Below are 23,354 nucleotides of genomic sequence, written 5' to 3'. Positions count from 1 at the left end.
AATCTTTGTTTTCCTCCGAATTGTACTCATAGACAAACAGCTTTTATCGAGATAAGCTTTTTTTTGTTTTTTTCGTAAAACGCATATGGAGAAAGGTCTGAATGCTAGAATGGATTCGTCGCTCATTGTAATACCGAACGTACTCTGTAACTGCCTGGTAGGCTTCTCCATACGTCTGAAACTCATATCGTGACAAACACTCATCCTGGGGAAGCCGATGAAATGACTCGATGTGAACGTTCATATTTGGCGTTTTTGGTGGAATTCGTTCATCCTTTGCTTCGCAGCTCAGTCCGATGTGAAAGGCAATAATCGAGCGGTCATATACGTCTATGAAAGATTGAATAAAGAAGAATCGCTCCTCGCCTACTATAAATCCGTACTTTATATCTGTTTCGAAGAGCTGGTTTGAGTCAGTAATCGTTCGATTACGAGCCAGTTCTCGCGGATACACAACACGTTTCTGACGTGTGGGCGTAGAATGGCAAGCTCAATTCTTGAATCTGTTCATCCGACACTTTCGTTCCATTCGTTTGATACGAATAGCCTGGTGCTGGTCGCCCCTCACTGGCTGTTTTCTCGATGACTTTTTCACTTTTGAGTAATAGTAAGTCGAACGTGGGATTTTCACCAAAGGCAGCACGAGTGTTACAGCGTACCCCTGGGAAACTTCACCCAACTTCCCTGACTCATAATCCTTTACCCATCGATGCAGCATATTGGTGGCAATCTCATAACGCCTTGCTACTGCTGCTTTATTTCCGCTTTCTAATGCTTCCTTTACAATTTGTAATTTAAAATCATTCGAATGTCTTGTTCGTTTCATCAGTTATCAACCTCTGTCACTAGTAGTGTAAACTAGATACACTCTTAGTGTCCAAGTTCATTAGGGCGCTTTAGAACTAAGTTATCTTGCCCGCTAGTTAAGCAAAGGCTGCCGGTATTAACACCAGCAGCCTCTTTTCGTGTTTACGCCACTATCGAAACCGAGAAAACACTACTTATTTAAGCGAATTTTCATAGTAATAATAAAAATCCATTCCGTTATCTACAGAAGTTCCAATGGTATCCGCATGAGAATGTCTAAAATTATACTCCTCATCATCTTCGATATCTTTAAACCTATCGGCTTGATACGCCAAGTATAACAGTATATCTCTGTTTCCTGAAACGGCCAGATACTTAGAAAAGGCTTTAGTATTAAGTAGCCTTTTCAATCTCCAATGATTCCAAGTGTCTATATAATCATTAAGCAAAGTGGATTTGGACATTAGATTAATCTCTTTCCCCGGAAGATATGTTAGGGAGTTTATAACCCTTTTAATTTCCTTTGGCCTAATTTGTAGTATGTGATAATTAAAAAGAACGAGGTCTAAATCATATTTCCCAATGTTGTATCAGGATCTTATCTCTTTTGTTGCAAGCACAGGCGTATGATTATTTTTGTATGGTCTAGGAACAAAAAACATCACATTAGGGATTTGGTTTTCAACAGCTATCAAAAAAAGTTCAGAAAGAAAGGCAAATCCCAGTCTACTACTTTATTATTCAGCCTAAGACTATTCATCACCACTGAAAAGAACTCGCTTGACCAGATCTGTCGCATAATGGGCGGGTTCTTGGTGCGCTATGGCAGCCACCGCTTCAATCTCTACTAATTGGTTCGTATATCCAAGTACAGTTACTCCAGACAAGGTGCTTGGAACATCATGATCGCCAAATTGCGTACGGATTGCGCGCCAAGCTGTTACTAAATCCTCCTGGTTCTGTGACGCGACAAGCACTCTCGTGTAGACAACATCCGTCAGGGTGGCACCGCTTGCCTGCAGGGCTTCTTTCAGATTGTCCATACAAAGCTCCGATTGCTTGGCGTAATCTGTGGGGTAAGGGACGTTCCCGTCTTGATCGAGCGGGCAGGCGCCAGCCAAAAAGATGACATCCATTCCCGCAGGCACAACACTCGCGTATGCATAATCGACAGCGGCCAGCTTCGCTGAACGAATCAAGGATATGTTTCTGTTCATGTGATTTCCCCATTCTTTTACTTTTGTGAATCGGCAAAAAAGACTCAAAGTGATTTTACCACAGATCTGTCCTGTTATTGGAAAAATCATCCTATTCCTCGAAGCCTCGACTCCTCCCTGCAAATCTATTTCCGCTGAGAAATGAAAAATCCCGCCAAATCGTAGAGGCGGGATTCCGGTTTCCATTCATTTGTAGGAAGATCTATTTCAGGCAGTCTGTTCTTATTAATAAACGTCCCGCTGGTAACGGCCTTGCTCTTGCATGGCGCTCAGATACGCTTCTGCGTTTTCGCGAGTCATTTTTCCTTCTTTTTCAATGACATCGATCAGCGCACTATGCACGTCTTTCGCCATATTTTGCTTGTCTCCGCAGACATAGAAATATGCGCCGTTTTCCAGCCACGCAAACAGCTCTTTACTGTTTTCAAGCATTTTATGTTGAACGTATACTTTTTGCTCAGAATCCCGAGAGAATGCCGTATCCAGACGGGTTAGTCCCCCCTCTTTCAGATAGGCTTCGAATTCGTCCTGGTAAAGGAAATCAGTCGCAGAGTGCTGGTCTCCAAAGAACAGCCACGATTTGCCTGTGGCTTCCGTCACACTGCGTTCTTGGATAAAGGAACGAAATGGTGCGATACCTGTTCCTGGACCCACCATGATAATATCTTTCTCTGGAGAGTCGGGCAGATTAAAGTGCTTATTCACCTGGATAAAGACAGGGAGTGTTTCTCCTTCTGGCAAGCGTTCCGCGCATTGCACAGAGCAAACCCCTTTTCGTTCACGCCCGTGCGCCGTATAACGAACAGCGCCGATGGTCAAATGTACTTCCTCTGGGTAGGCAGTCAGGCTGCTTGCAATGGAATAAAGACGTGGTGGCATTTTTCTTAATAAAGAAACGATCTCTTGCACAGAAGCCTTCCACGGTCCAAAATCACGAAGCATGTCAAGCAAATCGCGGCCATTGATGTACTCTTTCAGTTCATTTATGTGATCTTCGGATGAAAGTTGTTTCAGCTCTTCGTTGTCTGTGAATTCAGCAGCTTGCTGGATCATTTTTTTGGTCAGAAGTGTAATTTCAAAGTGAGTGGTGAGGGCGTCCCGCAATGGAAGGGTCTCTCCCAGCTTGCTGATGGTAACAGCCGTCTCTGGATCCCACTTCATCTCTTCAAGCAAGGAAGCGACCAGCTCTGGATCATTTTGAGGATAGATTCCTAGGCAATCGCCTGGGACATAGGAAAGGTCAGATCCCTTCAAGGATAACTCAATATGTCTCGTTTCTTTTTTGGAGCCTGCACCGTTTAAATTTTGATTTTTAAGTACTTTCGCTGGAAATGGATTCGTTCTAGAGAATGTAGTCGGTACCTTATTGGCTATCGTATTTTGCATAAAAATCACCTCAAGAAGTAGTATAGAGTGGCTACAAACTATTACTTGGTGTAAATGCAATATAAGTGAAACCGAAATCTCGTCTCCCATTCATCATCTTACTGTCTTACGATTGATCAGCGACTCGTTGGCGATCAAAGACCGCACTTGCAGGATATCCCAATTTTGCCCGTTTCAAACCCGGTTCATTGGGGCAGCTGCTCCCCTTTTTTACTTTATGACCCTCCTCAGTGCTTTGCCAGCCCTTGATATTTCAAAGATGTCGTTCCTGTTTGCTGTCGTACTTCGTTTTCATCATATTCTGAATCTATTACATTTGTAAATACTAATACCCCCAGAAGTATGAACTCTTCTTGAAATTCCAAGGCAAGACTGGCATGCAAAAAAACAGAGGCCCGATCAAGTTGCTCTCGGACCTCTGCTCGTTCTTCTCCATGGTTTCAGGTCTTAGCTGCGAATAATTCGTTTCGCTTCTCTCAATGCCCACGCCACGCGATTTTGGCCGCGTCGCAAATGATTGATCGTCACATTGTACAGATGGGTATCTGGTGCAAGATTTTTTAATGTCGTAGCAGGCGCGATATCCGGCAGCTTGGGAACGTCGAGAGCCGGGTCATGGCGGAACTTGCCGCGGCGCGAGAAGTTGATGGTGATCAAGTTGCGTCCGAGCTCCTGGAGCTGCTCATTCACTTTTTTGACCTGCGGGTCTGTCACTTCGCCATCCTGCAAGCCTTCGATCGCCTGATAATACGCCTCCAATTCTTCACGCAGTTGACGGGCCTCTGTCAGTGCCGTTTCAAAGCTGAAGTGGGCTCCTGCTGCTTCTTGATACGTTTGAATCGTCTGGGCAAATTCATCTACCGTATTCCGGAAGTTGTACGGCAGCACAGACGCATTGACGACGCGCAGGATCGACGCTGTGTAGATTTTGATGTCCTTTAATAAAATGTCCAGATCCGCTACGTGCAGCAGGTCATCTTCGGTATGCCACTCGATGTTGGCTCCGCAGCCGCCCACGGGGTAATACCCTTTTTCCTTCAGCAATTCCTCTGGCATACTGGAGGACAGCATGTAGAATGAGGTAATTCCGATATTGTTAAACGAGTAGTCTCCGGCACGGGATGGTCTGCTGCCCTTTGAGCCTTGCTGGACCGTGTCCAAAATAGCTCCCTTGCACAGCTCATCTACTTCACTCATCCACTCACTGTAGTCGTAAGAAGTGGCCCAGCGGCAGCCTGGAGAGTCGCAGTTTACTTGCGCCACGCAATTGGCATCCAGATCCAGACCATACGTGTCGGCAAACCAGGTAGAGCCAGCGTAGCGTCCGGTGGAGTGACCTGGCCAAATGGCGATCCTCAGGCTGCGCTTCAGCTTGTCGCGATGCTTGTAAAACACGCGTGCCATCTCCAGCATAGCGGCGTCCCCTGTAGTATTGTCTCCGATCCCCACATGCCACGAATCCAAATGGCCATGGAGCAGGACGTATTTCTCCGGTTCCTCTGTCCCTTCGATGAAAATGTCAATCAGCGGGCAGGCAAACCAGCCTTTTTTGTGGACGGTCTGGAACTCGACCTGTACTTTCCCTTGCTTGCACAGCTCGATCAGATCGTCTCCATCCGTACGGTTGACCGCAAGTGCAGGGATTTTCGGTTCATTGTCGATCGTGTCCAGATCCGGAGCTCCCCAGATTGTCGTGCAAATCCCATCGTGGATGTTTTTCCCCGGGTTGACGAAGATCGCTCCCAGCACCCCCAGCTTGTCAAAGGAGGCTACTTTTCCTGGCATCGCGAGACCTTCGGTGATGACCACCTTTCCTTTCAGGTCGCTCGAATCCACACTGACCTGCGAATGGAAAACCTCCTGCATGTCGGCTGCATGCCCGGATGGGACGTAAACAAGCTCGCCGCTAACCCATTGATCTCCTGTAGAAACGGCGAACGCTGGCGTTTTTGCCCGAATTTCCTTCACTGCTGGGCTTGTCACTTTGACGCCAGCGTGGACAGGCACACTCAAGTACAGCTCTGGATAGTGCACCTTGTGCGGCACGCCCCATTCCTCCAAAAAGTGAGTCAGGTGACCAAATGCTATGCGCTCATCTTCACTGGAGGATTCGCGAACCAGCGTGCTGAACTTTTCCAGGATAACCTTTGAAGCATCCAAATTGATTTCGTCCAGCAGCGTTTTTTCCGTGTTTTTGTAAATGGTATTCATTTGAACTCTCTCCCATCATGATTTTTGACTGCTTCAACCCGCAGCTGACCAAGGATTCTGCCAGCTTTAATGCCGCTTTTGCCGGATTGATCACGGGGATGCCGAGCTGCTTCTGCATATCTTCTGCGACTTGCAGGAAGGCCATGGACATGCAGCCTAGCACCAGAACATCTGCGCGATCCTTCTCGATGGCGTCCCTGCCTATTCGAACGAGCTTTTCCAATGTCTGCGTGCGGTTATGGGAGAGCTCCAGAACAGGGATATTGACGGCAAGGACAGATGCAACGCTACTTGCGAGTCCTGATTTTTGAATCAGCTCGTAGCTGCTCGCGATCATGCTGTCTTCTACCGTCAGCAGGGTAAACTTTCGCCCAAGCAGGGCAGCTGCGTGAAAGCCACTCATTCCTGGTCCCACGACAAGCATGTTTGTACATAGCTCCCGATAGGCGTCTATCCCCGGGTCACCTGCACAACCAACGATCGCTGCAGCAAAGCCTTCCCTTTCCAAACGAACCATGTTTTTCGCGTACTGTGGGATTGCTATGTACTCTTCATACATGGACTCGATCGAAGCAGGACCTTCTGTTGCATACGCCATTTCAATGGTTGTGCCAGAAGCGGCCCATTGCTGCAAAAGACGCCCCCGTCTTTCCACTTCTTCAGCCGATTTTGGCGCAGCTCCGACATAGGCTATCTTCATCTGCCTATCCCTCCTCTCCCAGTCGAGAACTAGACGATTACGGCGAAGTCCTTTTGTGGAGCAGGTCATCCAGCGATTTTGCTTTCCCCGAAGATAGCTTCGGCGGGTAAGCATAGCCATTCTTGGAATGGTGCAGCCCGCACATAACCAGCGCTTCCGCTGTCTTGAGTGCAGTTCTAACCGGATTCATGACTGGTATCCCCAGCCGTACCGTCATCTCCTCTGCTACGTTCAAAAAGCCCATCGACATGCAGCCGAGAACCAGGCAATCTGCGTGGTGGTGCTCGACTTCTTCTTGACCGATCTGCACCAGCTTTTCTAAAGCCGCCGATCGATTTTGTGCCAGTTCGAGGACGGGGATATTCAAGGCACGCACATGAACGAGCTTTGAGCGTAGTCCTGCAATCAGCGCAAGTTCGTGGCCTCTGGGGATTCTGCTGTCCGTAACCGTAAGCACACTAAACCGATGGCCGAGCATGGCGGCCATGTTCATGCCTGCCTCTCTGGGACCGACAACCAGCACGTTTTGGGTGATTTCGCGCAGCCCATCCAACCCAGGATCACCTGCACACCCGAGTACAACCGCAGCGTAGTCTTCCTGATCCAGCCGATATATGACCTTGGCTGCCTCGAGAATGCCCAAGTATTCTTCGTACATGGATTCAACCGAAGCTGGTCCTACTGCGACGTCTATGATCTCCACAGTGACACCGGGATTCGCCCACTTCTGCAGCAAAAGCTGTCTTCTGCTGATCTCCTCCCGTTTCATAGGTCCTGGGACGACGTATGCGATTTTCATAGCCTTTTCCATCACCGAAATTAGGAACGGCTTACTAGCAGCTCGTCGAGTGATTTCACTTTTCCACTGGCAAGCTTGGGTGGTAGGGAATAAGCCTTCTTGGAATGGACGAGCTCGATCGACACGAGGGCTTCTGTCATTTTCAAAGCAATTTTCGCCGGGTTGACGACTGGAATACCAAGTGCATCCTGCATCTCTTCCGCTACATTCAAAAAGCCCATGGACATGCAGCCGAGAACCAGTACGTCCGCGCGATCTAACTCGATGGCTTCGCGTCCGATGCGAACAAGCTTTTCCAGCGTTTCCTCCCGATTCGTCGCCAGCTCCAGGACAGGTATGTTAACGGCTCGTACCGAAGCCAGCTTGTCAGTCAGTCCAGACTTTGCGACCAGCTCATGGCTCGAACCAATCATGCTGTCTGCCACGGTGAGCAAGGTAAATTGATGGCCAAGCATGGCTGCTGCATGAAAACTGCTTGCAGCGGGACCGACGACTAGCATGCTGGTGGTAATTTCTCGAAACGCGTCCAAGCCTGGGTCACCTGCACAACCGAGTATTGCCGCATCATAGCCTTCCTGTTCCAGCTGATACATGATCTTCGCTACAGGCGGAATCGACAGGTATTCTTCATACATCGATTCGATGGAAGCTGGACCTTCTTGCACCGTGACGATTTCCACGTTTGTCCCAGGTGCTGCCCACAGCTTCAGCAGGTCACCTCTGCGGGCGGCTTCTGCCTGATCCATGGGGCCTGGCACGACATACATGATTTTCATATCACATGCTCCTCTCTTTCTGCCTTTCGATCAAAAAAGGGCGTAACCATGTGGCAAGCAACGATCTGACCGGTTTCCGATTGCCGCAGCTCTGGCGTTTTTTCTCGGCAGATGGCCTCGGTGTAGGGACATCTGTCTTGGAAGTGGCAGCCATTGGGCATATTGATCGGGCTTGGCACATGATTTTTTATGAGAACCTCTTCCGGCTCCTCGTCGGGATCGGGAGAGGGTACTGCCGCAAGCAAGGCCTGGGTATACGGATGCTTCGGTTTCTGCAAGACGCTCATGGTATCCCCGATCTCCACGACTTTTCCCAGGTACATGATCGCCGTCTGCTCACACATGTAGGAGATGAGCGATAGATCGTGGGAGATGTAGACCGTGGTCAGCTGCAGTCGCTCTGTCAAGGTTTTCATCAGGTTGAGAACGCCCGCGCGTACCGATACATCCAGCATGGACACTGGCTCATCCGCCACCAGGAAGATCGGGTCTACGATCAATGCCCGTGCCAGTACGACCCGCTGGAGCTGCCCCCCGCTCATCTGGTGGGGATACTTTTCAAAGAAGTTTTCAGCCGGAATCAAATTCACTTGCTCAAGGGCCTGCTTGATGAGGGCGGCTCTCTCTTCCTTTGTACCGATATCATGGACAATGAGCGGCTCCAAAAGTGAACGGAAAATGGTGAAGCGAGGGTTCAGTGCCTCAAACGGATTTTGAAACATGAGCTGGGCTTGCTTGCGAAACTGTTTGAGCTCTTCTTTTGCTCTCAAATGTGTGATGTCTTTGCCGTTGAACAAAAAGGAACCAGAGGTAGGTTCATACAGCTTCAGCAGCATTTTGGCGGTCGTCGTCTTTCCGCAGCCACTCTCGCCAGCAATTCCGAGAGAGTGACCTTTCGGAATGCGAAAGCTCACGTCGTCAACGGCTTTCAGGACGCCAGCTCCCGTGCTGCTTTTCCGGAACAAATGCTGTCTGGCCTCGAAGTGCTTGGAGAGACCGCGCACCTCTATGATGGGATTTTCCGCCATGTGTCCACCTCCTTCGCCTTTGCCTGGAGAACAGCGATTTCGTCCAAGCGATGGCATGCCGCGAAATGACGATCACCTACAGAAACGAGTGATGGCTCTTCATGCGCGCACGCCTCGATTTGAAACGGACAACGGGCAGCAAATCGACAGCCTTTGGGTGGGTCTACCAAGTCTGGCGGAGAGCCTTCGATCGAGATCAGAGTGCTCTCCGTTTTCTTCAAATTGGGGAATGCGTTTGCAAGTCCCATCGTGTATGGGTGCATGGAGTGCTTCAGCACACGCGAGACAGGTCCGAGCTCGATGATTTTCCCTGCGTACATCACCGCTACATCGTCACATGTCTCTGCCACGACAGAAATATCGTGCGTGATCATCACCAGCGTGAGACCCAATTCCTTTTTCAAATTTTTCAGAACGCGCAGGACCTGATTTTGCACAATCACATCCAGGGCGGTAACAGGTTCATCAGCAATGACGAGCTTGGGACTTAAAGCCAGAGCTAGCGCAATCATTGCCCGCTGCTTCATCCCGCCAGAAAATTCATGGGGATAGTATCGAAGCCGTTTCGTATCCAGCCCAACCATGGTAAACAGCTCTTGTGCTCTTTGGATTGCGTCTGCTCGCGAAAGCTTGCCTTTGAGCATCAAAATCTCCAAGAAGGAATCAATCACCGGATAGACCGGATTGAGAGAGTCCATGGCCGCCTGTGGGATGAGCGACAAATCCTTCCAGCGAACCTGGCGAATGTGGGATTCTGCCATTTTCGTCAAGTCATTCCCGTCAAAGTTGACTGATCCCCCTGCGATGACGCCGTTTCCTGCGAGAACGCGAATGATGCCTTTCACCAAGGTGCTTTTCCCACAGCCGCTTTCTCCCACAAGTCCGAGGCTTCTTCCTTGGTCGACCGCAAATGACACCCCATCGACTGCTTTGCTGATCCCCCGCGACGTTTTGTAGTAGATTTTCAGGTCGTTTACTTCCAATAGCGACAATGACTTCACCCCCTTGGCTATTGATTTTTCAAACGAGGATACAGGATTTCTTCCGAGCCTCTTCCGATGTAGAAGCCGGCCATGACCGTCAGCATGATAAAAATGCCCGGCGGAATAATCCACCAGTACGCCTCGCGACTCAATGCCTGGGAAGCGTAGGCGTCATTTAGCATGAAGCCCCAGCTCATCATGGCCGGATCTCCAAAGCCGAGAAAGCTGACCGCCGCCTCCGTCAAGATCGCCCAGCCCATGGCAAGCGAGCCATACAGAAACGACAAAGGAAGAATATTCGGTGCCACCTGCACGAATAGAATGCGTAAATCGGATGCTCCTGATATCTTCGCGGCTTCCACAAAGCTGCGCTCGCGGACCGTGAGTACCTGGGAGCGAATGACGCGGGCCGTATCCCGCCAGAGAAGAAGCCCCATCGCGAGGACGATATTCCAGACGCTCGGACCTAAAAAGGCAACGAGAACGATGACGAACGGCTCAAAAGGAATGCCGAATGCGATATCGGTAACGCGCATAAGCACACCGTCCACACGGCCTTTGTAGTAGCCGGCGAACAAACCGACCAACGTCCCTACGACTACAACGAAGAATGCGGCTGTCAAACCAACCATCATCGCTGGTTTTGCCCCATACACAAGCTGGGAGAAAATATCCCTGCCCATGTTTGTCGTCCCTAGCCAGTGCTCAGCAGAGGGCGGCTGGTTAAATGCCAGCTTTCCGTTGTGCTTGATCATTTCATGCGGATCATAGGGAGCGAGGAGTGGCGCAAACAGCGCGATCAAGATAAAAAACAGGTAAATCGCTGCTCCTGTCATGCTGAACGGGTCGTTTTTCAAAAAACGGTAGACTCCTGCTAGATTCTTTCCCAAGACTACTAGAAATCCAGCTTTTCGATAGGCGACTTGTACAGGCCTCTGTTCCATTCTTACGTCCGTGTTCATTCCACTCACCTCCCTTTGCCAAATGTGACCCGCGGATCCAAAAAGCTGTACAGGATATCTGCCACAAAGTTCATGATGACCATGACAGCGGCACTCAAAATAAAGGCTCCTTGAGCCAGTGCATAGTCGCTTGCCGACACAGCATTGACAAGCAAACGTCCCAAGCCCGGCCAGCTGAAGACCATCTCAATGACCACATTGCCGCCAAGCGCGTACCCGATCCCCACTGCCATCGCGGTGACTACTGGCAGCGCTGCATTTCTCGCTGCGTACTTGAGCATGATCCTTTGCTCGCTAAGTCCTCTCATTCTCGCAACTTCCACGTAGGATTCCCCCATCACGTCCAGCATGTTGGACCGCATCAGGAGCAGAGGAAGGCCCATCAAATAGATGGCTGCGGTTAAAGAGGGCAAAAACAGGTGCTTCAGAAAGGAGAGAGAAGTAAGCTTCTCCCACTCAGACGCATAGACGACTCCTGTCGCCGAAGCCCCCCCTGAGGGAAACCAGTTCAAATGAAAGGAAAAGATCACAAGGACGATCATTCCTACCCACATCTGCGGCGCTGATCTCGTAAACAGAGTGGCGATAATCCCGATGGTCTCGAACCTGGTTTTCCGTTTCCATGCGAGCAATACACCGCCCAATATCCCTACGAGGTAGGCGATGACAAAGGAAAAGAGCATGAGATACAGCGTGTTGGGCAGGACGCCCCAGATGACTTCCATGACGGGAGCCCGGAATTTAAAGGAATCTCCCAGCTCACCCTGCACCAGATTTGCCAGGTAGATCAAATATTGCATCCACAGTGGTTTATCCAGGCCAAACTGCGCCATTAAAATGTCTTGTTGCTCTTTGGTAAAGGTAGGGTCGATATAGGCAACTAGCGGATTGCCAGGCATCAGCCGAAAGATGAAAAACAGGATCGTCGCGATGATCCATAGCGTCAGAACCATCTGAGCCAGTCGACTCCATATGAACTTGGATCGGTTCCCCAATGCGTTCGCTCCTTTCTCTGAGGAATTCCAAGGCGTGGAACGCTGGTCATTTGCCGCTCCCAGCATTCCGCGCACCTAGAGATTGAAGAGGGAGTCAGCTTTTATTTGCCGAGCTCTTCTTTTTTGCCAGCCGGATAGAGCAGCTTGCCTGCTGCATCCCACTCATAGCCGGCTTCCTGCAAAATCTTCTTCGCTTCCTCTACTCCACCCGATGGATACGGCAGGCTCGGGTTTTTCCAGATCGGCAATGCTGGCGAGATGACCGAATCACCTGGTTCGGCAAAGCCTTTGTACACGACTTGTGCCATCATATCGCGGTCAACGGCGGCTGCCAAAGCGCGGCGGAAAGCCACATCGTTGAACGGTGGACGGCGATGATTCATGGCGAAGAATTGGAAGCCCAGGTCAGTCGTTGTAACCATAGTGAGGTTGGGGCTTGCTTCTACTTTCTGCTGCAGCAGCTGTCCATCACCCGGGAATACGGCGAGGAAGTTGATTTCGCCATTTTCAATCATGCCGAGAGAAGCTTCGGTATTGGGAATCTCTCTCATGATCCACTTCTCGATTTTCGGAGGAGAAAAATGCTCTGTATTCGCACTCAAAACAACTTCTTCTTTGAATTTCCAGTTCTCGTATTTGAAGGGTCCAGAACCGATTGGGGTCTTCTCCTGGTAGCTCTCCGCATTCTCGGGCTTGTTCTTCAGATCTTCGATGATCGGTCCCCAAATATGCTTGGGAACAAGATTCAGTTTGGATAAGCTAGCCGTTTCAAACGCTGCCCACGGACGCTTCAGTGTAAACTCCAGCGTAAGCGGGTCTTTGATATCGATCTTATCGATGATTTCCACAAATGGCTTATACATCGGCACTTCTCCTGTCAGAGGGGCCTCATAGGAGAATTTCACGTCTTCCGCAGTTACGGGCTTGCCGTCGTGCCATTTCATGTTTGCGCGCAATTTAATTTCAATCTGTGTATCCGTCTTCCAGGTGACGGATTCGGCAGCCCAAGGCTTGGGCAAACCGTCTTTGTCGATCCGCATCAAACGGTCCCAGATCAGCTCTGTTACCCACGAATCAAAGGAGCCGCTGATATAAAAAGGATTGAGCGCCTGGACAGAGTCGTTGCTGTTCAAGACCATGTTTTTTTGCTGGCCGATTGGTGCGGCATTCAAGTACGTCCAAATGTTGCGGATACCCATACCCGCCATCTCTACGATGGAATTCGGGTCAAACACTTGATGGTTGTAGACGTATTTTAATTTGGGATGGACGTTGAATAGGTAGGCGACATCGCTTGCGATCAGCTCCTGTGCTTTGAAGATCAGGTTTTTTCTCTCTTCGCGATCCACCGTGATCCGTTGCTGCTCCGCAATCTTGTCGTATTCCGGATTGTTGTAGCCGATGAAGTTGTAACCATCTTTCGCTGTGCTGGAATGGAACAGGTTATACACAAATTCATCCGGATCCAGCCTTTCCGGACGTGCTGCCATTTGCCAGCCCGTCATATCCCACTCGTCGCGTTTGTACCAGACAATGTCTGATTGCTGCTCGTACGGCATCGCCTTGATCTCTGCGTTGATACCCAGCTCTTTCATGGCCCCTGCAATCAGGTTGGCTCGTTCGTATTCGTCAGGTGCGGACGCTTGCGGCCTGCTCAGGATCTGCAGGGTACGAATCTCTCTGCTTTTCGCGTCAGCTGGCTCCGTTTTTGGCGTATCCGTGGACTTGGGCTGTGTTTGTGTCTCGCTCGTGCAAGCAGACAGGACAGTTCCCAAGAGAACGGTTGTGGCCATCAGACCGTACTTCCACTTGGCTGCTTTTTTCACTCGGTTTCCCCCCTAAAAAATCGATTACGCCAGAACGCTGCGCTTGGCTTGGTGCAATGTCCAGACAAGACGGTTCTGTCCGCGCATCAAATGTGTCAATGTCACCCTGTACAGATGCGCCCCCACTTCAAGCTTGGGCAAGGTGGTGGCTGGTGCGATATCAGGCAATGGCAAAATATCAATGGCAGGATCGTGCCAAAACTTGCCGCGCCGGGTAAAGTTGATGGGCACTAGCGTTCGACTCAAGCCTCGCAGAATCTGGTTGGCATGCTTGACCTCTGGATCGTTGATATCACGCGTTTGAAGTTTCTCGCTTTGATTATAAAAATCGACGAGTGCGGCCCGGAGCTCTCTCGCCTCCCCGAGGGAAAGCTCAAATGAAAAATGCTCGCCAGCAGCATCCTGGTAGCTTTGAATCGTGCGGATAAATTCATCAACGGTGTTCACAAATTGGAAGGGATGCAGGGTAGCATTCACGATGCGGTACAGAGATGCCATATAGACCTGCACATCTCGCTGGAGGATTTCGTAATCAATGATGTGGATGAGGTCTTCTTCGGTATGCCACTCAATATTCGAGCCACAGCCGCCAACTGGGTAATAGCCTTTTTGCTGCAGCACTTCGTCCGGAATACTGGAAGAAAGCATGTAAAAAGCAGTCAATCCGATGTTATGGAAGGAATAATCACCCGCACGCGGCGGCCGTTGACCGATCGAGTCCATGCCGATTGCTTCCTTGATAGACGTTTTACAAAAGGAATCGACTTCGCTCATCCAACTCATCTCGTGGTAGGAAGTAGCCCAGCGACATCCCGGAGAGTCACAATTCACCTGGGCGATGCAATTTTCATCCAGGTCCAAGCCAAAGGTGTCTGCGAACCAGGTCGAACCAGCATAGCGTCCCGTGGAATGTCCTGGCCAAATGGCAATGCGCAAGCTGCGTTTCAACAGATGCCGATTTTGATAGAAGACTCTTGCCATCTCGATCATAGCTGCATTGCCGGTAGCGTTATCTCCCAAGCCTTGATGCCAGGAATCCATGTGCCCGTGAAGCAGCACGTACTTATCGGGTTCCTCTGTGCCCTCGATGAAGATGTCGAGTAACGGACAAGGGAACCAGCCTTGATCCAAATGCGTTTGGAACTGCACCTCCACCTTGCCTTGGGCGATTCGCTCGATCAGCTCCTGTCCATCCGGACGATTGATCATCAACACAGGCAGTTTCGGGACATTTTCATGCGTATCCAGATCAGGTGCTCCCCAGATGGGAGTGCAGATGCTCTCGTGTATGTTCTTACCGGGGTGGATAAAGATGGCGCCGATAATTCCCTGCTCGTTCAGCTCCCTGATTCTCGCCGGCCTCGGAAACCCTTCCGTCAGTACGATTTTCCCATTCAGACTGCCAGACGCCGGATCAAAGGATGTATCTTTTTGGTTGTCCCACTTCTTCTTGAAGCCAGTGGGCACATAGACTACTTCTCCTCCTCTCCATTCATCGCCGGTGATCACAGAGAAGGCCGGATTTTTTGCCCGAATTTCTTTTTCCTCCGGTACAACCAGCTTCAGCTTCGCAGCTCTAGGCACACTTAAGAATAGATTGGGGCGATGTACTTGATACGGTACCCCCCACTGATCCAACAAACTGGACAAAAACTGTGCGGCGATTCTTTCATCTTCACTGCCCGATTCTCTAACAAGGCTGCCAAAGCGCTCCAAGATTGCCTTTGGCGTCTCCATGCTGATCTCATCCAGCAGCCTTTTCATGGCTCCCACCAACACTCATCTACCCCCTTTTGTCATTCGCTTGCCTCGGTTGGTGAAATACGCAAGTCCCGTGCCAAACGAAAAAGCCGCAAACAATGCCCATCTGCCTGCTGTTTTGCGGGAATGATCTGTTTCAATTGCAAATTTAGGGTAGGAAAGCCATACCTGATGTACCCCAAAATCACCTAAGATTCTGATAACTCACCAATGCAAAAAAGCAGGACAGCCATTTACTCTACTCGAGAGCCATGACCGTCGCTGCCTTTATTCATCGTTTCCTTCACCGTATAGGAATCGAATTGAGGTGGATGAGGAAAAAATTATAGCGAAATGTGCCAGTCAAGCAAAGCAGCCATTCATTCAATGTATGCACACATACCCATTGGCCTGTCCACCTTAGCGAGAATAGCTTGCCTTCTGGATACCGCCCCAAAAAGATCAGTACTGTGCTTGTAAACACGATGAGCTCACCCAGGACACAAATCAGCTCACTGTTGAGAGGCCATTGGGGATGCAGATACCATAAGCGATGATGATACGTGATGTAGTAGTAATGGACGTTGAGCAGCAAAAGATATAGAATCGTAGGCTGGTACTTTTTCCAGTGCCTCCAGTCGCCCCATCGCGTACCGGCCAAGGTCTATCTATTCCCATTTTGTTCCATAGCCATTCGTCCCTCCAAAGCCCTCACGCACCGAAAGAAAAAAACGGATGCAGAAGCACCCGTTTGGTTTGGCGGAGCTGGTGAACAGCAGCTGACCCTCCATTTCATCCAGATAGGAAGCGGTCGCAATAGATGCTGCTGTTACGCTTTGCCAATTATTTTTTGCGCTTCTTTCATTGCCCATACGACTCGATTTTGGCCACGGAGCAGATGGGTTTGCGTGACACGGTAGCGGTGAGACCCTGGATCTAGTGCGGCTAGCTGCAGAGCGGGGGCGATATCAGGCAAAGCAGGAATTTGAACCGCAGGATCGTGATGGAATTTGCCACGGCGAGTAAAGTTGATCGGAATCAGCGTTCTCCCTAGCTGCAGAAGCCTTTCATTTGCAGCCTTCACTGCTGGCGAGGCGAGATTCTCCGTTTTCAGGAATTGCAGCTCCAGATAAAAATCCTCTAACGACTGACGAAGCTCTTTTGCTGCAACCACCGCTTGATCAAACCGGAAGTGTTCGCCGCAAGCCTCTTGATATCGTTGGATCGTATCCATGAACTCGTCAGCAGTCTTGCGGAAATCATAGGGAAGGATCGTTGCCTGCAGGACGCGATAGATCGATGTCATATACACCTTCAAATCTCTATGCAGAATATCGAGGTCAGCCACATGCATTAAATCATCCTCGGTATGCCACTCGATATTAGAACCGCAGCCACCAACGGGATAGTACCCTTTTTCCTTCAGCTGCTCCTGCGGAATACTGGACGATAGCTTGTAAAAGGAGGTAATCCCAATGTTGTGGAACGAATAGTCGCCCGCGCGATTCGGACGCTTTCCCTTTGCTTCTTCTTTGACTGCGTCGAGGATCGCTTGTTTGCAATGCTCCCCTACCTCAATCGTCCAGTCCATTTTTTCATAGGAGGTCGCCCACCGGCAGCCAGGAGAGTCGCAGTTTACTTGCGCGATGCAATTGGCGTCGAGATCCAGCGCGAACTGGTCCGCGAACCAAGTGGACCCTGCGTAACGCCCCGTCGAATGTCCGGGCCAGATGGCGATGCGAAGGCTGCGTTTCAGCTTGTCACGGTGCTTGTAGAAGATTCGTGCCATTTCCATCAAAGCCGCATCGCCTGTCGTATTATCCCCGATCCCGATATGCCAGGAATCCAGATGGCCGTGCAAAAGGATGTACTTCTCCGGCTCCTCGGTGCCTTCGATAAACAAGTCGATCAGCGGGCATTCATGCCAGCCTTTTTCCAGACTCGTCGTAATCTCGATCACGGTTGTATCTGTCTGACACATCGTTTTTAGCGCTTCTCCGTCGGATTTGTTGACAGCCACTACGGGGATCTTGGGCTCATTGCCGATGGTGTCCAAGTCTGGGGAACCCCAGATCGTGGTGCAGATCCCATCGTGAATGTTCGTACCCGGATTGATGAAGATGGCACCCAGCACGCCTTTGTCGTGGAAGGTGGCGACTTTTTCGGGCATCGCCAGGCCTTCGCTGATGACGATTTTTCCCGCCAGGTCATTCACTTCTTCTTTTACTTTGGCATCGAAAATATCGTAGCGGTCTGTAGCCTGAGCGGATGGAACGTATACGAGCTCGCCCGTTACAGGCACTCCGTTGGTTGATACGGAAAAGGAAGGCGTTTTCGCCCGAAACGATTTGGCAGCTGGAGCAAGAGCTGTTACCGAAGCTGTTTTCGGAACACTCAAATAAATGGAAGGATAGTGGACCGTATGTGGCACGCCCCATTCCTTCAAAAGCGACGCGAGAAAGTGGGCTGCTGTGCGCTCATCCTCACTCCCAGATTCTCGAATCAAGCCGCTGAATACATCTAGTATTCGTTTGGGTGTCTCCATACTGATTTCATCGAGCAAAAGCTTTTCATGCTCTTTCACGATACTTGTCATGGGTACCTCCCTTGAATTTATGCCTGTTTTCCCGTGTCCCTTTACCCGTTTTTCAGCAGCTTGCGTAAGCGCTGAAAGGTCCACGCCACACGATTTTGACCTCGGGTAAGGTGTGTGAGGGCCACTCGATACGGATGTGACCCAGGCTCCAATCTGGACAAATGGTGCACGGCTGCCAAGTCCGGTAACCGAGGCATGTCAACGGCTAGGTCGTGACGGAACTTTCCTGTTCGCGAGAAGTTGATCGTGACGAGCTCACGTCCGATTTGGCGGATAATTTCATTCACTCGTATCACACTTGGATCACTGACAGAGGCAAAGGAGAGGAAGGGCAGCTGCCGATAAAATTCTTGCATTTCTCGAAGCAGAGCTGTGGCCTCTCCTTTCGCGGCGGCAAACGAAAAGTGATCGCCTGCTGCTGCTTGGTATTCCTCGATGGTCTCCATCAGCTCTTCTACTGTTTTTGTAAAAGCGAATGGATGAATAGGTGATTGGACCACACGTAGTATGGTCGTCATATATACCCGAATATCCCGTACGAGAATATCCAAATCAGCGACATGCATGAGGTCATCTTCGCTGTGCCACTCGATATTAGATCCGCAGCCCCCGACCCCGTAATAGCCCTTTTCTTTCAATTCTTCTGCCGGGATGCTAGACGAAAGCATGTAAAAGGACGAAATTCCGATGTTGTGAAAAGAATAATCGCCTGCTCGGTGCGGACGAGTGCCTTTGGAATGCTCGTCGACGGCATCCTTAATGGAGGACTTGCACAGCTCTTCCGCTTCACTCATCCAGGTCATGTCCTCGTACGAAGTCGCCCAGCGGCAGCCGGGAGAGTCGCAGTTGACCTGCGCAATACAATTTTCGTCGAGATCTAGACCGAACTGATCGGCAAACCAGGTAGAGCCTGCATATCTGCCTGTCGAATGCCCAGGCCATATCGCAATCCGTATGCTGCGCTTCAGCTTTTGGCGGTGCTTGTGAAAGAGGCGTGCCATTTCCAATAAAGCGGCATTCCCCGTCCCATTGTCACCGATTCCTTGATGCCACGAATCCAAATGACCGTGCAATAAGACGTATTTATCCGGCTCCTCGGTGCCTTCGATCCATATATCGATCAGCGGACACGCAAACCAGCCGTTGTCCAGATGCGTCTGGAATTGTAAGCTCACCTTTCCTGCTTGGCATGCGCGGATTACATCTTGCCCATCCTGCTTCCCGATCATCAAAGCGGGTATCTGGGGCTCTTCGTTCATGGTGTCCAAATCCGGTGAGCCCCAGACGACGCCAATTGTGCCCTCATGTATGTAGCGGCCTGGACTGATGAAAATAACGCCAAGCGCGCCTTCCATGCACAATTCCTTCGTTTTTCCAGACACTGGATATCCGTCCGTCAAGACGATTTTTCCACGGACATCTCCATACTTGTTGGTTGCAAGCGGGTCAAAGGCATCGCTCAGATCGTCTTCATCCGCTGGAATATACATGACCTCACCACTAATCCAGCGATCCCCTGTGGAAATCGAGCACGATGGTGTCTTGGCTTGGATTTCCTTCGTTTCCGGGTGGGTGACGATGATGGCAGCCTTTTTCGGGACGCTTAAATAAATCCGCGGGTGATGAATCCGATACGGTATGTTCCAATTCTCCAAATATTGGGTCAAAAAATGAGCGGCAATCCGTTCATCTTCACTCCCGGACTCACGGGTAAGCGTGACAAATCGCTCCAGAATGGCTTTCGGCACCTCGGTAGAGATGTCGTTTAACACCGTCCTTTCGAGTTGGTCAATCTCGAAAGTCATGGGCAACCCCTCCCTCTCGAACCTGGTTGATGGTTACTTGGAGATCGCATCTTGTGGATTCTGCTTACCCGACACTCTCTGGCAATAGTGGTCAAAGAAGATTGCCATTGACTTCTCGAAGTCGAGAACGCCTTGTACCGTGCAGTACTCGTCGCTGGAGTGTTGTCTGGCCCCGTGCCCCATTCCACCTGTCACATAAGGAATCTGCAAGTAGCGCTCGAATACATAGTAGGGAGCACTTCCTGGATTCAGAGGCTGGATTTGCGGCTCTTTGCCCATCGTCCGGTACGTATCGATCATGGCTTGCACGACATTCTCCTCTACCGATACTTTTGACCAGTAGTATTTGTTGGCGACATTCATTTCGATGTCGGCAAATCCATGTTTATCCAGATGCTCGCGAATAGAGCGAACCACTTCATCCGGCTCCATATGAGGCACCATGCGAACGTCGACTTTGGCTGTTGCAATATGAGGCAGCAGCGTTTTCGTCCCTGGACCCGTGTAGCCGGAGTAGATTCCGTCGATGTTCAGCTGAGGCCTGCTGTACAGCTTTTCCCATACGTCCATTCCGGTTCCATCGTATTTCAGGCGTTTGACATCATAGTTTTCGAGGAACACGTTTTCGTCATAGATGCCTTCCTCGATTTGCTGTTTCAGAATATCCCTTTCTTTTGCAGGAATCTCTGACACATCATCCAAGAGGCCTTCTATCAAAATATTTTCATCGACGTCCACCATGGTAGAGAGAGCTTGCACGAGGCGCCACGCAGGGTTTTTCACCCATGCGTTAAAGGAGCCATGAATGCCGCGGGAGGTAGGACCTCCCCAATCTCCGCCCTGACAAACCAGCTCAAAGTAAAGCAGTCCTTTTGTGCCAAGCACCAGACCGGGTGTACCGACTTCATCCTGCTCGAAGAAAGGGAATAGGACAGCTTCTGCTTTGGACAATTTCTCTTTGTACTGCTCGAGGAAGGCCGGAAAGTTGCGGCTGCCCATTTCCTCTTCCCCTTCAACAGCAAAGATCAAATTGACCGGAAGCCTGCCATTCACTTCCCGGATCGCGCGGATCGTATTGAAGAAAGCGCCCAGCGGTCCTTTTGTATTCACTGCCCCACGGTTGACGATGCACGGCCCAAACTTGGGCAGATCCTTGATTTCTGCGCCCCACGGATCGACGGTCCAGCCCTCTTCATCCGTCGGCATTACGTCGTACATCCCGTAGACCAAAAGAGTATGGTCCTGTCCTTCGTCAAACTCTCCAAATACGATGGGATGCCCTTTGGTCGGCACCACTTCCGCAGTTCCTCCCAGCTCCTCGATGATCTCTTTTAATTTGTTTGCCGTCTCTTCGATTCCTTCGCCTGTGTAGCTGATGCTGGGCATGCGGAGAAATTCACGGACACGTTCCAGATCTTCCTCGAAGTTTTTTTCCAAATGGGTGAGAACCTCTTGCAGATTCATTCCAGTACCCTCCTCGGTTTTCTTTTTACTAGGATTGCGAATGTTATTTTGCGAGAAATTGACGAACACGGCTCAAGTACTTTTCATTTTCTTCGATGTGCGGCGAGTGTCCGCTATTTTCGTAGATAACCAGCTCGGATCGCGGGATGAGGCTCGCGATTTCCTCTGACGCATCCACCGGAGTAATCCAATCGTGTCGCCCTACCGATACGAGAACGGGCACGTCAATCGCTGGCAGCTTGTCGCGGAGGTTGAAGGTCGGCTGGTTCACGCTGAAGGCAAAATTATGCGTCTCATAGTGATAGTAGATGCTATCGATTTTCTCCTTTGCGACCACGGGATCGTATTCCACCGTATACAAGGGCTGGAGGGCAAAAAAGACTGATTTCAGCTCTTCGTTGGAGCGCATTTCGCCCGCGAACATCCGGACCAGCTCATCCTCGGTCAGCCCTGGCAGATCGGCTTCCAGTGCGCGTTTTGTCGCTACATCCTGGCGATCGGAGCCTGGCTTCGTATCACGTAGCATGACATGAGAGACATGCTGCGGATACCGGGTAACGTATTCCAAAGCCATGTAACCGCCATAGGAGCCGCCATGGATCACGATTTTGTCCACATTCAGCTGTTTGCGCAATTCATCGATGTCAGATGCCCATTGCTCATGCGTATAAGGAGGCTTCTCTTCCGACCGACCTGAACCGCGCATATCCAAAAACACGAGCTTATGGGTCTCCTCCAATGGTGCAAACGCTTTGCGATCCGCTCGACAATCTCCCAAGCCAGGAGCACCGTGGATGAAAAAGATCGTCTCGCCATCGTCTTTTCCGTGAACCTCATAGTAAATGCGGCAGTCGTTTATCGTCGTGTACATGCTCATCCTCCTATACGTTGATAATCAGTTGATCCAAGGACTTCGGAAATTGCGTGACGACAAGCGGTTCGTCGTCCGTGACGATGATCGTATCGGAATGGCGGAATCCGGAGAAGCCTTCGATGTAAATGCCAGGCTCGCTGGACAAGACCATGCCTGGTCGCAGCACGGTATGGTCGCCCACCTCGATCCAAGGAGCTTCGTGCTCCTCTAGGCCCTTTCCATGCCCTGTCCGGTGCAGCAGGTACTGACCGTAGCCGGCTTTTCGAATATAATCCAGTGCGATCGCGTCGATATCCGAGCACTTATTTCCCGGACGCATGGCCTCGATCGCCATCTGCTGTGCGGTCGCCATCACCTCGAGTACTTTTGCCTGCTCAGCACTCACGTCTCCGATGAAGCACGTGCGTTCACATTCTGCCCGGTAGCCGCCTATATTTGCGCCGCAGCTGAGGATTAACGTCTCTCCTTTTTCCATACGCTTCGCACTCGGCAGCGCATGCGGCATCGCAGTACGAAGGCCACTGGGAACCAGTCCGCCTGCAGGTCCACCGGGGACGTACACGACATCGCCCAAATCTTCAATCATTTTGTTCAGGGTATCTCCCGAAATGGTTAGCAGCATCTCCAGCTCAGACATGCCTGGTGCAGCTACCTCTGTTCCCCGCTTGACGATATAGTCGGAGTACTGCCCGGCAGCACGGAGCAATTCGACTTCATGCGCATCCTTCGTCAGCCGCATTTCGTGGATAAGCGGATCGACGGACAAAGAGGTAGGCGCAAACAATTCGCGCACGCGATAGAAGAGCTCGCGGCTGCCGCCATCGATGCTCACTTGTGACAGCTTCGGATAGGTTTGCTTGATGCTGCCCACCATCCAGTCAATCGGGTGAACGACTCCCGGGTATTCGAAATAGTCGCGAATGTCCCGGAAGATCGTCTGATGTTTCGCCTCTTGCAGCTCCATCACCGGAACAAACAAAATCGATTCGCCAGCTGCCGGGACAAACAAGGCAACAGGCCGTTCGTTTGGAAAATGGAACAGCCCTGTGGTGTAAAAGATGTTGTACGTGTTGGTCACGAGCAGGCCGCTGATCGACTTCTGGCGCAAATGCTCCTGTATGCGGGCAATCCTCTCGGCATAAACTTCTTTCGGAATCCTGGTCAGCATTTTACGTCCCTCCTGGA

At 50.6% G+C, this 23,354-nt stretch carries 21 protein-coding genes; all 21 read right to left on the bottom strand.

Translation table 11 applies throughout. The features are described from left to right. Positions 1 to 43: 43 nt before the first annotated feature. The gene (locus tag ACLIN2_RS15550) at positions 44 to 454 is read right to left on the bottom strand and encodes an integrase core domain-containing protein (RefSeq protein ID WP_411501485.1); all 411 of its coding nucleotides are present in this window, start codon (positions 452 to 454) and stop codon (positions 44 to 46) included. 36 nt (positions 455 to 490) lie between these two features. Further along, positions 491 to 826 (bottom strand): transposase, encoded by a 336-nt coding sequence (locus tag ACLIN2_RS15545; protein WP_411501484.1) that lies wholly within the window; start codon positions 824 to 826, stop codon positions 491 to 493. Between the two features lie 175 nt (positions 827 to 1,001). After that, positions 1,002 to 1,271: a hypothetical protein gene (locus ACLIN2_RS15540; protein ID WP_411501483.1), complete on the bottom strand. Its 270-nt coding sequence runs from the start codon at positions 1,269 to 1,271 to the stop codon at positions 1,002 to 1,004. A gap of 288 nt (positions 1,272 to 1,559) precedes the next feature. Continuing rightward, positions 1,560 to 2,024, bottom strand: coding sequence for a RidA family protein (locus ACLIN2_RS15535; RefSeq protein ID WP_122960427.1), 465 nt, complete (start codon positions 2,022 to 2,024; stop codon positions 1,560 to 1,562). A gap of 225 nt (positions 2,025 to 2,249) precedes the next feature. After that, positions 2,250 to 3,410: a sulfite reductase subunit alpha gene (locus ACLIN2_RS15530; RefSeq protein WP_411501482.1), complete on the bottom strand. Its 1,161-nt coding sequence runs from the start codon at positions 3,408 to 3,410 to the stop codon at positions 2,250 to 2,252. Positions 3,411 to 3,857: 447 nt separating this feature from the next. Further along, entirely contained in the window at positions 3,858 to 5,621 is a 1,764-nt protein-coding gene (locus ACLIN2_RS15525; protein ID WP_411501481.1) for a M28 family peptidase, read from the bottom strand. Next, complete coding sequence (locus ACLIN2_RS15520; protein ID WP_411501480.1) at positions 5,509 to 6,321, bottom strand: aspartate/glutamate racemase family protein; 813 nt, start codon at positions 6,319 to 6,321, stop codon at positions 5,509 to 5,511. The genes ACLIN2_RS15525 and ACLIN2_RS15520 overlap by 113 nt, the downstream gene beginning before the upstream one ends. Positions 6,322 to 6,358: 37 nt before the next feature. Then, positions 6,359 to 7,120 carry an aspartate/glutamate racemase family protein gene (locus tag ACLIN2_RS15515; RefSeq protein WP_411501479.1) on the bottom strand — a complete coding sequence of 254 codons (762 nt, stop codon included), beginning with the start codon at positions 7,118 to 7,120 and terminating at the stop codon, positions 6,359 to 6,361. Between the two features lie 20 nt (positions 7,121 to 7,140). Next, complete coding sequence (locus ACLIN2_RS15510) at positions 7,141 to 7,896, bottom strand: aspartate/glutamate racemase family protein (RefSeq protein ID WP_411501478.1); 756 nt, start codon at positions 7,894 to 7,896, stop codon at positions 7,141 to 7,143. After that, positions 7,893 to 8,924 (bottom strand): ABC transporter ATP-binding protein, encoded by a 1,032-nt coding sequence (locus tag ACLIN2_RS15505; protein ID WP_411501477.1) that lies wholly within the window; start codon positions 8,922 to 8,924, stop codon positions 7,893 to 7,895. Before ACLIN2_RS15505 ends, ACLIN2_RS15510 begins: the two co-directional genes overlap by 4 nt. Continuing rightward, entirely contained in the window at positions 8,903 to 9,925 is a 1,023-nt protein-coding gene (locus tag ACLIN2_RS15500; RefSeq protein WP_259676080.1) for an ABC transporter ATP-binding protein, read from the bottom strand. The genes ACLIN2_RS15505 and ACLIN2_RS15500 overlap by 22 nt, the downstream gene beginning before the upstream one ends. Before the next feature lie 8 nt (positions 9,926 to 9,933). After that, positions 9,934 to 10,869: an ABC transporter permease gene (locus tag ACLIN2_RS15495; protein ID WP_411501476.1), complete on the bottom strand. Its 936-nt coding sequence runs from the start codon at positions 10,867 to 10,869 to the stop codon at positions 9,934 to 9,936. A 5-nt stretch (positions 10,870 to 10,874) separates the two neighbouring features. Continuing rightward, entirely contained in the window at positions 10,875 to 11,864 is a 990-nt protein-coding gene (locus tag ACLIN2_RS15490; protein ID WP_246070798.1) for an ABC transporter permease, read from the bottom strand. Positions 11,865 to 11,965: 101 nt separating this feature from the next. After that, positions 11,966 to 13,690: an ABC transporter substrate-binding protein gene (locus ACLIN2_RS15485; protein ID WP_310231651.1), complete on the bottom strand. Its 1,725-nt coding sequence runs from the start codon at positions 13,688 to 13,690 to the stop codon at positions 11,966 to 11,968. 24 nt (positions 13,691 to 13,714) lie between these two features. Beyond that, positions 13,715 to 15,469: a M28 family peptidase gene (locus tag ACLIN2_RS15480; RefSeq protein ID WP_411501475.1), complete on the bottom strand. Its 1,755-nt coding sequence runs from the start codon at positions 15,467 to 15,469 to the stop codon at positions 13,715 to 13,717. A gap of 265 nt (positions 15,470 to 15,734) precedes the next feature. Continuing rightward, positions 15,735 to 16,091: a hypothetical protein gene (locus tag ACLIN2_RS15475; protein ID WP_411501474.1), complete on the bottom strand. Its 357-nt coding sequence runs from the start codon at positions 16,089 to 16,091 to the stop codon at positions 15,735 to 15,737. 168 nt (positions 16,092 to 16,259) lie between these two features. After that, positions 16,260 to 18,026, bottom strand: coding sequence for a M28 family peptidase (locus tag ACLIN2_RS15470; protein ID WP_411501473.1), 1,767 nt, complete (start codon positions 18,024 to 18,026; stop codon positions 16,260 to 16,262). A 41-nt stretch (positions 18,027 to 18,067) separates the two neighbouring features. Continuing rightward, a complete protein-coding gene (locus tag ACLIN2_RS15465) occupies positions 18,068 to 19,831 on the bottom strand; it encodes a M28 family peptidase (RefSeq protein ID WP_411501472.1) in 1,764 nt (587 codons plus the stop codon). A 33-nt stretch (positions 19,832 to 19,864) separates the two neighbouring features. After that, complete coding sequence (locus tag ACLIN2_RS15460; protein WP_092276330.1) at positions 19,865 to 21,295, bottom strand: M20/M25/M40 family metallo-hydrolase; 1,431 nt, start codon at positions 21,293 to 21,295, stop codon at positions 19,865 to 19,867. Between the two features lie 43 nt (positions 21,296 to 21,338). After that, entirely contained in the window at positions 21,339 to 22,166 is an 828-nt protein-coding gene (locus tag ACLIN2_RS15455; protein WP_411501471.1) for an alpha/beta fold hydrolase, read from the bottom strand. A 10-nt stretch (positions 22,167 to 22,176) separates the two neighbouring features. Next, positions 22,177 to 23,337, bottom strand: a complete 1,161-nt coding sequence (locus tag ACLIN2_RS15450; RefSeq protein WP_411501470.1) for a M24 family metallopeptidase — start codon at positions 23,335 to 23,337, stop codon at positions 22,177 to 22,179. Between the last annotated feature and the right edge of the window lie 17 nt (positions 23,338 to 23,354).

Source organism: Brevibacillus centrosporus (assembly GCF_046622605.1).
In the GTDB taxonomy this organism is placed as follows: domain Bacteria; phylum Bacillota; class Bacilli; order Brevibacillales; family Brevibacillaceae; genus Brevibacillus; species Brevibacillus centrosporus.
The sequence above is the reverse complement of the archived record's forward strand: the minus strand, read 5'-3'. Positions and strand labels throughout refer to the sequence as shown.